Genomic DNA, 14,789 nt, shown 5'->3' with positions numbered 1-14,789 from the left:
GTAGGCGAACTGCACGGGGACAACAGCTGCAAAGCAGCTAAACACAGGTTTACAGGTAACACTCTTTCATACTCAACTCGAGATTTAGGCTTCAAGCTCGGTAACTCATCACAGTCCGCCTTGCTCTTTACTTCGAGTTTTACCACCACGCCTCACCACATACATCAGCATAAGGCGTGCTAAGGATTGATCCACAATCACAATGGATCATCCTAAGCGCTGTTTACTGCTTAAAACTGCTCTTCTTCGGTAGACCCTGTCAGTGCAGTCACGGAAGAATGGCCACCTTGAATAACCGTAGTCACTTGGTCGAAATAACCTGTGCCCACTTCCTGTTGATGCGCCACGAAGGTGTAACCTTTCTTCGCTGCAGCAAACTCAACTTCTTGAACTTTCTCAACATAATGCTTCATACCTTCGCCACGAGCATAGTCGTAAGCGAGGTCGAACATGTTGTACCACATGTTGTGGATGCCGGCTAAAGTGATGAACTGGTACTTGTAGCCCATGTCTGACAATGCTTGTTGGAAGCGCGCGATAGTGGCGTCGTCCAGATTTTTCTTCCAGTTGAACGAAGGCGAACAGTTATAAGCAAGCAGTTGTTCTGGGTACTGAGCATGAATCGCTTCAGCAAAAACACGTGCTTCTTCAAGATCCGGTTTAGCGGTTTCACACCAAATCAAATCCGCATAAGGGGCGTAAGCTAGACCGCGAGAAATCGCTTGGTCAAGACCTGCTTTCACACGGTAGAAACCTTCATTGGTGCGCTCGCCAGTCACGAAATCACGATCGTATGGGTCGCAATCTGAAGTTAACAAATCGGCCGCGTTAGCATCGGTACGGGCAATAACCAGCGTATCGACACCGCTCACGTCCGCTGCTAAACGTGCAGCAACCAGCTTTTGTACCGCTTCTTGGGTTGGCACTAATACTTTGCCACCCATATGGCCACATTTTTTCACTGAAGCTAACTGATCTTCAAAGTGAACACCGGCAGCGCCCGCGTCGATCATCGACTTCATCAGTTCGAAGGCATTTAATACGCCGCCAAAGCCCGCTTCTGCGTCAGCAATAATTGGCAGAAAGTAATCAACAAATTTTTCATCTTCTGGATTAACGCCATTGCCCCACTGAATTTGGTCAGCACGACGGAATGAGTTATTGATGCGTGACACCACAGCTGGCACTGAATTGGCTGGGTATAAAGATTGATCTGGGTACATAGTGCCGGCTAAGTTAGCATCGGCTGCCACTTGCCAACCTGAAAGGTAAATCGCTTCGATACCCGCTTTCGCCTGTTGTACCGCTTGACCACCCGTTAACGCACCCAATGAATTCACATAGCCTTTTTTAGCGCCACCGTTAACCAATTCCCATAACTTAGCTGCACCGCGCTTAGCGATAGTATTCTCAGGCACGATTGAACCGCGAAGCGCAACCACTTCTTCTGCGGTATAAGGACGACGCACGTTTTTCCAACGTGGGTTTTCTGCCCAATCTTGCTTGATTGCATCAATCTGCTCTTGACGTGAAGTCTGAGTCGTTGCCTTAGTCATAGTGTCGCTCCTTTATCTTTGATGTTGTAGCTATCATGAAACTGCCCCCCAGTTTCACTCTGCTAAATTGTTTGGTTGGCGGTAGCCCCGCCACAGCTAAATCTGGTTTACCTAAAACGGTTCAAGCAAATGAGTTCATTCTAAGCTGTCAGCATTTCGTAACCGGGTAAGGTTAAGAAATCGACCAGCTCGTCGGAGGTGGTAATGTCTTCAAGCAATACCGCCGCTTGGGTGAATTTGCCATGGGTGAATCTGTCGCTACCCACTTCTTTTTTCACGTTCGACAGCTCTTCAACCAACATGTCTTTAAAGAGTTGTTTGGTCACTAATTTGCCGTTTGACAGCGACTTACCGTGTTGGATCCATTGCCAAATTGAGGCTCTAGAGATCTCAGCCGTAGCCGCATCTTCCATTAAGCCGTAAATAGGTACACAACCGTTGCCGCTGATCCACGCCTCTAAATACTGCAGGGCGATACGAATGTTCAGACGCATCCCTTGTTCAGTGCGCTCACCATCGCAGGTTTTAAGTAACTCACTAGCCAGAATTGGCGCGTCTACATCACGGGTAATATGTAATTGATTACAGTGATCTTGGCCTATGTATTCGTTGAAAATCCCCATAGCGGTATCGGCAAGGCCAGGGTGCGCGACCCAAGTGCCATCGTGGCCGTTACGCGCTTCTAGTTCTTTATCCTTACGCACCCGCTGCAATACCGCTTCGTTCTGAACCGGATCTTTGGCTGGAATAAAGGCTGCCATGCCGCCCATCGCTAATGCCCCGCGTTTGTGGCAGGTCTTAATCAAGAGTCTTGAATAAGCGCTTAAGAAAGGCGTATCCATAGTGACGGCTTGGCGATCCGGTAAGACTCGGTCGCTATGACGTTTTAATGTTTTGATATAGCTGAAGATGTAATCCCAACGACCACAGTTCAGTGCGACGATATTGGAACGTAGTTCATAGAGAATTTCGTCCATTTCGAACACGGCAGGCAAAGTCTCAATCAAGCAAGTACATTTAATCGTGCCCGCTTGCAGACAAAACCTTTCCTCAACAAAAGCAAACACTTTTGCCCACCAGCGCGCTTCAATATGACTTTCTAACTTAGGAATATAAAAATATGGACCACTGCCCTTGGCCAAAAGTTGGCGATAGTTGTGGTAGAAATACAGTGCGAAATCAAACAGTGAGCCAGGAATCGCTTTGCCATTAAACTGTACGTGTTTTTCTTTAAGGTGCAGACCACGAACGCGGCAGATAAGCACTGCCGGATTTGGTCCTAATTTATAGTGCTTACCCGTGTCCGGTGCTGTGTACTCAATATCACCCCGCACGGCATCACGTAGATTGATTTGACCTTCGACGACTTTTTCCCAGCTTGGTGCTAAAGAATCTTCGAAATCGGCCATAAACACTTTGGCATTGGCGTTGAGTGCGTTAATCACCATCTTACGTTCAACGGGACCTGTGATTTCTACGCGGCGGTCAAGCAAGTCATCGGGAATACCGCGAATTTGCCATGCACCATCACGAATAGCTCGGGTTTCAGGCAGAAAGTCTGGTAATGATCCTTTATCGATACGCGCTTGCTTATCTTTACGTTTAGCGAGTAAGGCGGGTACTTCGTCGGCAAATTCACGACAAAGGGATTCGAGTAAGGCGACAGCCCCTTCGGTAAATATGACTTCTTGGCCTGGAATGTCACGACCCACAATATTAAGCGTGGCGTTTGCTGTAGCTTTACCCAGTGTCGAATTCAATTGCTGTTCACTCAAAGTGTGTTCCGTCATCTTGATGCCCTCCCAAGAGGCTCCACTATCACAGGCTTAACGCTGACATATAAAGCAGTAGCATCCCCAATCACCACTGCTTATAAACTCACCAAAAAACCATCAAATGTTTGTTTCGAACTAAAACTTACCGACAAACGTTTGTATTTGCAACAGTCCAAGATTGACAAAAACATGCATTAACCTAAGTAAAAGCCATGCTAAAATTGGTCTGACCAAGCAATAAAATAAACAACAAACAACTGATAAATATGCAATTAAACATTTTAATCACATATGGCAATTGCAGTTAAATGAAACTTGTCAGACAACTTTACCAATCAATACGCAAAGTAATTAATTACGTAATTAAATAACCAATAGTAAATTTATTATTACATATTTTTTACTCTATTGGACCTAAGTAGAAAATGCTCAATGTTTTGAACTAACCTAGAGGTAAGTCAGATAAATTCATATAAATCATAATGATAAAGACTGTTGCTATTGCCACAAATTAAAACGACCGTTTCATTTTGACGTTTACGTAAACGAAATAAGTATCGTGTGCGATTCAAACTAAGTACCAGGTTGCGTTTCCCGATCAACAAGGTGGGATGTGATGGTTAACTCAAAAAATAAATCACTTTTTTATAAAAAAAATGAAACAAATTTGACATTACAGCGGGATGGAGCTTAGACGCGACTTTTTATGAAGCTTTTATCCTGCGAGAACCCATACCTTACTTCCTCAAATACATGCCTTTTCGTAACACTTATTCGCAGCACTGCACATTTCAACCACGACATCTGAAACATATGTTGCCAACTTAAATGCAAATCATTACTATTCGCGACCTATTTATTTGGGGGAACCATTAATGAAATCATTTCGTTTGTCACTAACTGCACTCACCTGCCTTTCCGTTTTATCGCAAACTGCATCCGCCGAAGCTAACTCGGTATCAGCAAATACTGAAGCCAACGTTGAGCGCATCACGGTTTATGGCAGACAAAACTCAGTGGTGAAAAATTCAGGGCTAGCGACTAAATCAGACATGTCTCTCATGGAAACCCCTGCAGCTGTAGTGATTGTTGACCAAGAACTGATCGAAACCCAAGGTACAGATAATCTGCAAGACTTGATCCGTAACATCAGTGGTGTGACTCAAGCGGGTAATAACTATGGCATCGGTGACAACATAGTCATCCGTGGTTTAGGCGCAAATTACACCTATGACGGTATGTATGGCGGTGCTGGCCTTGGTAACACTTTCAACCCCACGCGCTCTTTAACCAACGTTGAATCCGTAGAAGTATTAAAAGGCCCAGCGACTGGACTCTATGGCATGGGGAGTGCTGGCGGCGTCATCAATTTAATTGAGAAAAAACCGCAATTCGAGTCAAAAAACAAATTTACCGCCGAAGTTGGGCAATGGGATACCTACTCCCTTGCTCTGGATAGCACGGGCGGTCTGAGCGATGATGTCGCCTACCGTTTAGTGGCAAAATCCGGCCGCAGTGATGGCTATCGCGATATAGGTACAGACAGAGACGAAATCTATGGCGCCTTGAAATGGGTATTAAGTGATAGCCAAGATTTAATGCTTTCAGGTGCTTACATCAAAGATGCTATTGCCGTTGACTCTATTGGCCACCCGATTCGAATTTACAATGCCGATTCAGTCGGCGGTAAGAGCGCGGGCGAGGTCACGTGGCAAGATCTGGTTAATGATCCCAACGGTAATGGTCTACAACTCACCGATGCACAGCGTCAGCAGTTAGCGGCCTCGTTGTCGGGCGCTGATGGCTTAAGGCCCTATTCGTTTGGTGATGCAGGGCTGATTTCACCCATGGCGAAGGACAATGAAGGCGAAGAGTTAAGATTTAAACTAACCCACAATATTTACTTCAACGATAGTCTGTTTCTTAATCAGCAATTACAGTATCGCGACTACACTTCAGGCTTCGCCCGCCAAACAGGTGCTTATAACTACGTCTACTGGAAACAAGGCAAAAACCCGATCAACGCTGATCCCCGCGCGCCATTAGTTGAAAACGGCGAACTTTATCCTTTTGCTGCAAGACGTCAGGAATACCGTAAAGTTGATGCCGACGAGACTTCGTGGCAGTACTTTGCCGATTTACGTTATGACTTCCAAATTAGCAATATAGACAATGAATTATTGGTCAATGCCAACTATGAAGACCGTAATATTCGCTTCCAGCAATATTCTATCTACGATGCGGATCAAATCTTTAAAAACAAAGATGGCAAAATCATTTACCAAGGATCTCTGCCTTATATATACGACATCCGCAATCCTAATTGGGGCACAGGTAAATTCGAGGACTATGACCCACTCAAAACCGCTAACTATGACAAAAAAGTCAGCGCTTGGGGCGTAGGCTTACAACATGTCAGTTATCTGCCATACGGCTTTACCACGCGTATTGGTGTTGCCTTTAATGAGATTAAACAAGCCTATGAGCACTTTGGTGTTGATCCACGCTATAGCACTAGCCAATCCCAAGCAACACCAGAAGCCGATACCACAGATAACGGTATGACCTATAACCTAGGGTTAACCTACATGCCAATTGAGGATTTATCATTTTTCATCAACCATTCTAAAGGGCGCACCGCTTACAGTGTACTTGATGCAGTAAAAGATAATGCTACCGATCGAGATGATTCAGAATCAATTAGCAATGATGTAGGTATGCGCTTTAAAGCATTTGAGGATCAATTGCTTGGCTCACTGGTATTCTTTAAAAGCTCGCGTACTAATGTCGCCTATAACAACCCTGATTATACCAATGGCATATTAACCCCTAATATTCCCGTGTATTTTTATGATGGCAGCGAAGATACTCAGGGGGTCGAACTCGATCTCAATGCCCACCTGAATGATCAATGGCGCGTTAACCTTAATGGCATGTACCAAGATGCAAGGGATAAGCAAAACCCGAATGACGTCGCAAATTACGACAGCCGTCAAAAAGGTGTGCCTTATGTCACCGCCAGTGCTTGGGTTACCTATGGCGCGGATTGGTTTAGATTATCAAGCCCAATCGAGCTGAGCCTTGGTGCAAAATTTGTCGATGATCGCAGTACGCACTCAAGCTCATTTGGTATTCCAGACGGTTACGTGCCTAGCTATACCGTCGTTGACTCGGCAGTAAGCTACAACGCGGATTCTTGGAAAATCCAGCTGAACATCAATAACCTTTTCAATAAAGACTATTACAGTAAAGCCATGTTCCTCGGAGGTATGCCGGGTGAAGAACGCAACGTCAAACTGCAATACAGCTATAGCTTTTAACACCTAAACATCAGCGTTAAATTTGATGTTTTAAACCAATAAAAAAGAGAGCATTTATGCTCTCTTTTTATATCCAAATCAGAGTGACAACATTAGCTCACATTCTCCCTATCACCACGCATAAGGGATTCCAACTCTGCCTTACCCTTATTCGATAGATTGATTAACGTCGCTAAATCATTCTGATGAGCCGCACTCGCAATCACCAGTTTCTTATCATGCTCAGCAAAGATTTTTACCCGCTCGTTGGCTTGTACCTGCGATAAACCTAGACCTTGGAGAATCTTCTCACTGGCCGATAGCGCCGAACCAAAGGTCTCACGAAACACATCCGTCACCCCAAGGCTCATCAAACGATAAGCATGGTTACGGTCCCTCGCCCGCGCGACTATGTTGATATGGGGAAAATGCGTTTTCACTTGCTGAGCAATTTCAATGGAATCCTCAACACTGTCCACGGCAAGCAATAGTAATCTAGACCGAGCAATCCCCGCCGACATCAACATGTCTAAGCGTCTGGCATCACCAAAATACACTTCACCACCGTATTTACGAATCACATCCACATGACTCGCATCCTTATCCAATGCGACAAAAGGGATACCTGATGAGGCCAAAATACGCCCCGTGATCTGGCCTACTCGACCAAATCCAGCAATCACCACTTCAGATTCGGTGACATTAATCGTATCTGGCAGACGAGTATCCACCACTTTGGCTTTAGTTGCTCGGAACAAAGTAAATAATAGAGGCGTTACTGCCATAGACAAACCAATAGCAAGCACAAGGACTTGCGCAATTTTATCGCCGACAATACCAGATAGCTGCGCCTGAGATAACAGCACAAAGGCAAATTCGCCCCCTTCAGCAAGGATCAACCCTAGTGCAATACTAGGCCGCCATTTGTGGTGCCGAATGCGCCCCAACACCATCAGCACAAAGGTTTTAATCAGCAACATAGCCATTAAAATGCCCAGAATAAGTAACGGATCAGATATCAATAATTTCAAATCCATACTCATACCGACAGCCATGAAAAACAGCCCAAGCAATAAGCCTTTAAAAGGTTCTATGTCAGTTTCGAGCTGGTGCCGATAACTTGAGTTAGCGAGCATTATACCCGCCAAAAATGCCCCCATGCCCGCAGAAAGTCCCAACCACTCCATTAACTCAGCGCTACCCATGACCAGTAATAATGCAAAAGCGGTGAGCACTTCACGCACCCCACTGCTTGCCACTAGTTTAAGGAATTTAGGCAGTAAATATTTTCCCACTAACACAAAACCAACGAGCGCAAGACACGTCCAGTACCAAGGCACCGCATGATGTTCAATCTGAGCAGAATTGGGCGCCAAATATGCTGTCAGCAACAACATAGGGATAACCGCAAGATCTTGCATTAACAAGACCCCAAAAGCATCACGTCCAAGTGGGGTTGTGAGCAACCTATGCTCACTCATTAACTGCACGGCAAAGGCTGTCGATGATAAAGATAGCGCGGCGCCAACCACTAAAGCCGCCTCAATAGACAAGCCAAAGCCCCAAGCCAAACCTCCAATCGCAGCCCATGACAACAACAGCTGACCACTGCCTAAACCAAAGATAGCACTGCGAAGTTCCCATAATTTACTTGGATTCAATTCGAGTCCAAGTACAAACAGCATAAGTACCACACCTAACTCGGCAAAATGCAACACGGCTGCAGGATCAGAAACCAACGCCATACCACCTGGGCCTAAAATAATCCCTGCGGCCAAATAGGAAAGAATAGGACCCGCGCCAAAACGTTTACCCAAGGGAACAAAAATAACCGCCGCCAATAAAAATAGCAGCACCGACGTGAGTAAACTCGACTGTTCCATGAAGGCTCCAACGGAAAAAGGAATGCGCATTGTTCTATGTAAGGACCCAGCAATAGCTAGGCAATTATCAGCTATGATATCCCATTTATTTATTAACAAGGTCAAGGCAATTCATTAAAAATGAGAAATTTTGATACGAAAAACACTTAAGCGTAGAGGAAATCAACTGGAGCAACAAAGCAGAGTAAAGGAGCGCTTAGAGACACCTTAGACTGTTATCGCATTTTAGTGAGTGGCTGCAAAATAAAAAGTGAGCAATAAACTAAAGAAGGATAAAACCAGGAAGGGCTTGCCAACTCTGGATGAGACTAAATGCTCACTCGACTTGCATTACACAGAGGGCGATGCGATATGACGCCGTAAATCAGTTGCCTGCTTGTCACATTTTAATATGTCAGAATAGCGTACTACGGTGTTGCGGCCATTGGCCTTAGCGGCATAGAGCGCCATGTCGGCTCGGTGAAATAATGGATCCAAACTCAGATCATCAGCCATTAAACCGCTCACGCCAAAACTCGCCGTTATGACGAACTTATGCCCTGAATGTTGGGTATCAATGGCCTCGATACGAGCTCGACATTGCTCCGCCACTTCCATGCCTTTCTCTTCATCGGCATAGGGTAATAAAATTGCAAACTCCTCACCGCCGATACGAGCAAAAACATCACCATTTCGGATATGGGATTTAAGGGAGTCAACCACCTTTTTAAGCGCCCAATCGCCAGTTCCATGACCAAAAGAATCGTTGATGCGTTTGAAGAAATCTAAATCGAATAAAATGACACAGAAATCCCCGCTACGCGCCGTGGCTTGCACAAAAAGGTTTTCTCCCAACTCTTGCCCTGCACCACGATTCAATATGCCTGTTAAGGCATCCATTCTCGCCATACGCATAAACTTACGTTTCTGCATCTGACCTACGGCTAACAAAATCCCAAGGAAGAACAGCCCACCGACTAGAATAGTGATAAACATCAGCATATTGGTGTATTCCCGCTCTTTTACCATTTGCTGAGCGATGTAAAGTTCACGCTCTTTATTGAGTAAATTGATTTCACGCGACTGTTCATCAGCATTAAACTTAGCCGCCTGATAAGCGAGGGTTTTCATTCTAGATTGGTCAAAAATCAATTGATTATAATATTGTTCTTTTCTTGTGTATTCATAGGCTTGCTCAAATTGTTTATCCGCCGCCATCAGTTCGGCAAATACCTTATATGCAATATGCTTATATTCGATGTAGCTATTATCATCGGGGAATGAAAGCACTTTAACGGCGTGACTTTTCGCTTGAACCTGCTCACCCATGGCAAAGTAATTCTCGGCAAGTAGTGCATGCACATGGCTAATTTCTAACTGAAATTGAAAAGCTTCATACCCTTTTAAGGCTAATAGCAGAATCACTCTCGCGCCTAAAAAGTCGCCCCGATCCTGCAAAACCATAGCTTTGCCTTTCATCGACATAGTCGCCAGAAGGGGGAATTGCTTCGCATCACAGTATTGACGGCTATCTTCGAAGGCATCGAAGGCATCGGGATTTTTCACGCCGAGTAAATAAATAGCGCGCAACAATTTGGCATGACAAATATCGCGGACATCGGTTTCCTTTGCGAGTTGTAGCACCTTATTGGCATAAAGGCCCATATCGCTATAAGCGTCCATTTCGGAATAAATATTGGCAATTCTTAGATATGAGTGCCGTTTAATTGTGACATCATCAATATTCACCACTAGGGCTAATGCTTGAGCGACTGCAGCCAAGGCTTTGTCATAGTCACGGATCCCTATATATACCGTGGCTTTGTAACTATAAACTGACGCCAATAAATCAGTATTTGTCACTAAGGTTTCGGCTTGGTGTAGATCATCTAACGCTTTAGTATATTCACCGATGAAAAAATAACCTATCGCTCTATCTATCCTCAGTCGTCCTTGTTGTATTGTAGTTAAACGACTGAATTCTTTCTCATATTCGGCAAGCTTTTTCTGCGCAGCACTAAGATCAGATTGCAGTAATACATCAAGCTCATTGAGTGCCTGATCAAAATCGAGAGAGTTAGCCATCAAAGCTGTCGAACACAAGGCGAAGATGGCTAATAGGGCACAACGTAACCGTTTCAAGATTAGTTAATTATTACCATGATTGACTAAAATAAATGTTTGATAATTTTGGTCGCCACTCAAAACTTTTAGTTTTGTCATATCCCCTGTCATTACAGCGCTAATTTCTTCATCAGTTAACCCATGGGCACGCATAACGGACTCAGGGTCCTGTTGATACGCTTCCATCAGTTGTGCATCTTGGCCTAACTGGGTAAAAAAATCCGATAATGCAGACATACCTTTCCTTATTTATATGATGACTCCCGAATTCAGCTCAGAAGTACAGCACTCACAATTAGCCTAAATCTTCAGGTCTAATGCCTAATTTAGTTAAAATAGCATAGTTGTATTCGAGTTTTTTTGCTGGCGGGATCAGTAAAGTACTGATCGGAGACAAGTTTGCCTCGGGCAGCTTACTCAACGGCAAATACTCAATTCTAGGGGCTTGAACTGGCAGATTAGCAGCTTCGTAGATCACCACTTGATGATCTCGCGGATACCATTGATTCAGTTGTTCAACCAAAATCTGCAGCCTGTCACTCGTAGTATGGAACTGAGTTAAGGTATGTTCACCAGCAATCGCAATTTGCCATAACAATAAATGGGTTGTCGGATCGGGCACATGATTAAAAAACATAAACTGGCTAGCTTCAAAGCTTTGATGCCCAGAGCTACCGGGGTCAATACCCAGATCAGCCCATAAACACGCCTCGGCAGAAATCCCCGGCTCCATCTTCGCTGAAAACCCTTCTGCCCTCGCCCGCGTAATCGCCATATGGGAAACACAGGCAAAGACTCCAGGATGACCATAGAGTGCACAAACGGTTTTTTTGCCAGCCCTCACCGCCTCCAATATAGAATTAACCATTTGTTCATAGGTTTCTCGGCGATTTTTAACTTCACCATTTTGTGCATAAAACGGCTGTAAATTAATGACATTGGGATTAATGTTCTGGATCCAACGCTGCGAAAAACCATCGGGCAAGAGTGAAAACACGACATCAGCGTGCTCAATATAACTACGACTCATCACACTGATCTGTCCGGCCAGTTGTAAACCTGTACCTACGCAAACTAAAGAGCCCAATGCATCTATCCCACTATTTTATTTCGAACACTGCAAACTTACGGCAAAAAAGCCACAGTACAAGAACACAATAAAAACATATCGGTAACTTTAATCTGATTTTAATGAGATTACTATGTTTATCGCCACACATACTGTCTATCGACTTACTAACTAATTGCTTGGCTTTAAAGAAGAAATCGCTCACATTTACTCTTTCCCAATCCAGCCAACAGTAAACCTGTACGGCTCTAGAAGCCGAAAATCATACTCTTAGCCCCATATGACTTTAGCGAATAAATATCCTTAAAGATTGAGAACTAAAGCCAACATACTGGGTCGAAAAGTCACACAATTAGATCTATGACGGTTGCAAAGCCCGATTGCCCTTGTCATGAGGGGGAATGCTTGGGTATTATGGCCGCCAGATTTTCAGAAGTAGCGCATACAATGATCAATAAAAAGCAAAGTCTTACCCTACTGGGCGCTATGGCGCTCTCTGTTTCACTCAGTGCCTGTAGCGTGTTCGATTGGTTGATTTATAAGCCTGACATTCCACAGGGCAACTACATGGAACCGCAACAAGTTGAAAAGTTGCGCATTGACATGACCAAAGAACAAGCCGAATACATTCTCGGCCGTCCGGTATTACGAGATAGTTTTGCTGACGATACTTGGTACTACGTGTATCACTACAAGAGTGGGCGTGATGCCAGCATTACGCATAAAGAACTCATACTGCACTTTACGGGCGATAAACTTACCTCAGTGAAAGGCGATTATGAACTGAGCAAAGAATTTAGTACGCCGCTAGAGCAAAGCAGCTTACCAACAGGTAATAAAACTGAGCTAGTGCCACAAATTCCAGCACAGCGCGCCGATGAAAAGCCATTAGTTAAAGAAAATCAAGCTGAAGCGCAAGTTCAAAAACCAATTAAGTAATATCCTAAACTTTGCTAATGCTCTTCTCAGTCAATCAAATACAAAAAAGCGCCCAAGGGCGCTTTTTTATTGAGCAATGATGTCAGTATTTAAGCCCGTCCGCCCGTCACTTTATTCGCGCGGCCTTCATCTTTAGCTTTATCTGCTCGGCGACGACGCACATCCTTAGGATCAGCAATCAAAGGACGATAAATCTCAACCCTTTGCCCCGGTAAAATCACTTGGTCATGCTTAATCACATTACTAAACACACCGAGCTTAACCGTGTCTAAATCGATCTCAGGAAAAAAGCTTACAATGTTACTTAAACGCACAACCTCAATCGCTGACGTGCCGGGATTCACATTCACCGAAATCACTTTTTGCTGTGTAGGCAAGGCATAAACCACATCAACTACAAACTTATCTGTCTCATTTATCACTGTAAATCACCTTAGCGCGACTCGTAAATGCCGTCACCATTGATACCATAAGATCATTAAACACTTTACCAAAGGCCATATCGGCTAACGAACTTGAAAACTCAAAACTCAGCTCGAATTCTACCTTGCAGGCCTCTTCAGTCAGCTCAGTAAAACGCCACTGCCCCAATAAATGCTTAAAGGGCCCATTTTCCAATGTTAAATCAATACTCTTACCAGGAACCACTTGGTTGCGAGTCGTAAATGTCTTACGGATCCCCGCTTTACTCACATCAACAGATGCCAACATAGTCTTGCCATCAAATTCTAAGACTTTGCCACCCACACAACCGGGTAAAAATTCCTTATACGACTCGACATCATTCACTAAGTCATACATTTGCATCGCACTAAAACGGACTAACACACTTCGAGAAATTTGCGGCATAGGACTTAGTACTCTTCACTAACGTATTCACAGCGACCTAAGCAAACTCAAACGCACGAAAATAACGCACGTGCAATAAACAACTTAGGCCAGCAATCAAAATTTGCACGGATTTTATCACGATACGTAAAAAACGCACCCCTTGTGCACTTAGGCTGATACTCAACCCCCTAATCACGTTCAAAAAACCAGCAATAACACGATAGAGGCTTGAAATTAACTAAATAAACCCTTATATCAATACCAAATTGATTCACCGTGCGTATAATGGCGCCACTATGGTAAAGAAAAATTCAAGCAAAGCCGCGCCTGCGACTATCGCACGTAATAAGCGCGCAACCTTCGAATACCGTTTCGAAGAGAAAATGGAAGCCGGCCTATCCCTTATGGGATGGGAAGTGAAATCTATCCGTATGGGTAAGGTCAACTTGTCCGACTGTTACGTATTCCTGAAAAATGGCGAAGCCTTTATGCATGGCTGCACCATTATTCCCTTGAATACGGCATCGACACACGTTGTCTGCGATCCCCTACGCTTGAAAAAGCTGCTACTCAGCCGTAAAGAGCTAGATAAACTAGCGGGCTTAGTTGAGCGCCAAGGCTACTCTATTATTCCTATCTCAATGTACTGGCGTAAAGGTGCATGGGTGAAAGTGGAAATTGGTCTAGGTAAAGGTAAGAAAGATCACGATAAGCGCGAAGATACTAAAGCGCGTGAATGGGAAGTTGAAAAAGCCCGCGTGATGAAAAAAGAAAAAACGCACGGATAATGAACAAACGATTGAACTTGAAGTAAATGATGCTAGGTGATCATAGTGCTACGGGTTACAATCAAATTCTTGGGGGGCGATTCTGGATTCGACAGGATTCACGAAACCCTGGGAGCATGCCGAGGGGCGGTTGGCCTCGTAAAAAGCCGCACAGTTATAGTTGCAAACGACGATAACTACGCTCTAGCAGCTTAGGCTAGCTAGCCATCTGACACAGGTCTCTCAAATGGGCGGTGTATACAGATGGTCATCTTACATTTGATAGCGAGGGAACTCCGTCCGGGGGTGAACCGCGAAATAGTATCGGACTCGCCCGATGAAATCCTGTCTTTCGGAGTTTATTCGGGTTAATTAAAAGAGAGACTAAGCATGTAGTGCCTTGGATGTAGGTGTTCTGGACGCGGGTTCAAGTCCCGCCGCCTCCACCAATTTTACCAGAAGGGCTTAACCGCAAGGTTAAGCCCTTTTTGTTTGGGTGTTCAAATGATTGCTAACGATTCAAATGCGGCGGCGGGAACTGAACTGGCGTCGATAAATGAATTATGT

Annotated in this window: 11 protein-coding genes and 1 other RNA gene; 4 read left to right on the top strand and 8 right to left on the bottom strand. The window is 44.5% G+C overall.

Annotated elements, in window-relative coordinates; all coding sequences use genetic code 11:
• Window positions 1-230: 230 nt before the first annotated feature.
• Both aceA and aceB read right to left on the bottom strand, forming a co-directional pair.
• Window positions 231-1,556 carry an isocitrate lyase gene (aceA, locus tag L5M40_RS13225; RefSeq protein WP_263256751.1) on the bottom strand — a complete coding sequence of 442 codons (1,326 nt, stop codon included), beginning with the start codon at window positions 1,554-1,556 and terminating at the stop codon, window positions 231-233.
• 140 nt (window positions 1,557-1,696) lie between these two features.
• A complete protein-coding gene (gene aceB, locus L5M40_RS13220) occupies window positions 1,697-3,346 on the bottom strand; it encodes a malate synthase A (protein WP_263256750.1) in 1,650 nt (549 codons plus the stop codon).
• An 860-nt stretch (window positions 3,347-4,206) separates the two neighbouring features.
• Here aceB and L5M40_RS13215 point away from each other — a divergent pair.
• Window positions 4,207-6,651 carry a TonB-dependent receptor gene (locus L5M40_RS13215; protein ID WP_263176703.1) on the top strand — a complete coding sequence of 815 codons (2,445 nt, stop codon included), beginning with the start codon at window positions 4,207-4,209 and terminating at the stop codon, window positions 6,649-6,651.
• 92 nt (window positions 6,652-6,743) lie between these two features.
• Here the strand turns inward: L5M40_RS13215 and L5M40_RS13210 are convergent, their stop codons facing one another.
• The 4 genes from L5M40_RS13210 to L5M40_RS13195 form a co-directional block, all read right to left on the bottom strand.
• The gene (locus tag L5M40_RS13210; protein WP_105249794.1) at window positions 6,744-8,513 is read right to left on the bottom strand and encodes a monovalent cation:proton antiporter-2 (CPA2) family protein; all 1,770 of its coding nucleotides are present in this window, start codon (window positions 8,511-8,513) and stop codon (window positions 6,744-6,746) included.
• Between the two features lie 330 nt (window positions 8,514-8,843).
• Window positions 8,844-10,577, bottom strand: a complete 1,734-nt coding sequence (locus tag L5M40_RS13205; RefSeq protein ID WP_263176728.1) for a GGDEF domain-containing protein — start codon at window positions 10,575-10,577, stop codon at window positions 8,844-8,846.
• A 63-nt stretch (window positions 10,578-10,640) separates the two neighbouring features.
• A complete protein-coding gene (locus L5M40_RS13200; RefSeq protein ID WP_173246043.1) occupies window positions 10,641-10,853 on the bottom strand; it encodes a hypothetical protein in 213 nt (70 codons plus the stop codon).
• 58 nt (window positions 10,854-10,911) lie between these two features.
• A complete protein-coding gene (locus L5M40_RS13195; RefSeq protein WP_028760726.1) occupies window positions 10,912-11,703 on the bottom strand; it encodes an SAM-dependent methyltransferase in 792 nt (263 codons plus the stop codon).
• 429 nt (window positions 11,704-12,132) lie between these two features.
• Here L5M40_RS13195 and L5M40_RS13190 point away from each other — a divergent pair, with 429 nt between their 5' ends.
• Window positions 12,133-12,624, top strand: coding sequence for an outer membrane protein assembly factor BamE (locus tag L5M40_RS13190; RefSeq protein ID WP_263256748.1), 492 nt, complete (start codon window positions 12,133-12,135; stop codon window positions 12,622-12,624).
• An 89-nt stretch (window positions 12,625-12,713) separates the two neighbouring features.
• Here the strand turns inward: L5M40_RS13190 and L5M40_RS13185 are convergent, their stop codons facing one another.
• Both L5M40_RS13185 and L5M40_RS13180 read right to left on the bottom strand, forming a co-directional pair.
• A complete protein-coding gene (locus L5M40_RS13185) occupies window positions 12,714-13,046 on the bottom strand; it encodes an RnfH family protein (RefSeq protein WP_263176700.1) in 333 nt (110 codons plus the stop codon).
• Window positions 13,036-13,473 (bottom strand): type II toxin-antitoxin system RatA family toxin, encoded by a 438-nt coding sequence (locus tag L5M40_RS13180; RefSeq protein WP_028760728.1) that lies wholly within the window; start codon window positions 13,471-13,473, stop codon window positions 13,036-13,038. Before L5M40_RS13180 ends, L5M40_RS13185 begins: the two co-directional genes overlap by 11 nt.
• A gap of 278 nt (window positions 13,474-13,751) precedes the next feature.
• On the opposite strand from L5M40_RS13180, the gene smpB reads away from it, so the two are divergent.
• The gene (gene smpB / locus L5M40_RS13175; RefSeq protein WP_006080832.1) at window positions 13,752-14,243 is read left to right on the top strand and encodes an SsrA-binding protein SmpB; all 492 of its coding nucleotides are present in this window, start codon (window positions 13,752-13,754) and stop codon (window positions 14,241-14,243) included.
• Between the two features lie 72 nt (window positions 14,244-14,315).
• Window positions 14,316-14,671, top strand: a transfer-messenger RNA (tmRNA) gene (ssrA, locus tag L5M40_RS13170).
• Window positions 14,672-14,789: the final 118 nt, after the last annotated feature.

Origin of the sequence: Shewanella sp. SM68, from assembly GCF_025653925.1 — a bacterium.
In the GTDB taxonomy this organism is placed as follows: domain Bacteria; phylum Pseudomonadota; class Gammaproteobacteria; order Enterobacterales; family Shewanellaceae; genus Shewanella; species Shewanella oncorhynchi.
This window is presented reverse-complemented; position numbering and strand designations above follow the sequence as displayed.

What these genes read in the sequence shown, in the direction of transcription:
- smpB (WP_006080832.1), top strand. Translation starts at nt 13,752, where the DNA reads ATGGTAAAGAAAAATTCAAGCAAAGCCGCGCCTGCGACTATCGCACGT.
- L5M40_RS13210 (WP_105249794.1), bottom strand. Translation starts at nt 8,513, where the DNA reads ATGGAACAGTCGAGTTTACTCACGTCGGTGCTGCTATTTTTATTGGCG.
- L5M40_RS13200 (WP_173246043.1), bottom strand. Translation starts at nt 10,853, where the DNA reads ATGTCTGCATTATCGGATTTTTTTACCCAGTTAGGCCAAGATGCACAA.
- aceA (WP_263256751.1), bottom strand. Translation starts at nt 1,556, where the DNA reads ATGACTAAGGCAACGACTCAGACTTCACGTCAAGAGCAGATTGATGCA.
- L5M40_RS13190 (WP_263256748.1), top strand. Translation starts at nt 12,133, where the DNA reads ATGATCAATAAAAAGCAAAGTCTTACCCTACTGGGCGCTATGGCGCTC.
- aceB (WP_263256750.1), bottom strand. Translation starts at nt 3,346, where the DNA reads ATGACGGAACACACTTTGAGTGAACAGCAATTGAATTCGACACTGGGT.
- L5M40_RS13215 (WP_263176703.1), top strand. Translation starts at nt 4,207, where the DNA reads ATGAAATCATTTCGTTTGTCACTAACTGCACTCACCTGCCTTTCCGTT.
- L5M40_RS13205 (WP_263176728.1), bottom strand. Translation starts at nt 10,577, where the DNA reads ATGGCTAACTCTCTCGATTTTGATCAGGCACTCAATGAGCTTGATGTA.
- L5M40_RS13180 (WP_028760728.1), bottom strand. Translation starts at nt 13,473, where the DNA reads ATGCCGCAAATTTCTCGAAGTGTGTTAGTCCGTTTTAGTGCGATGCAA.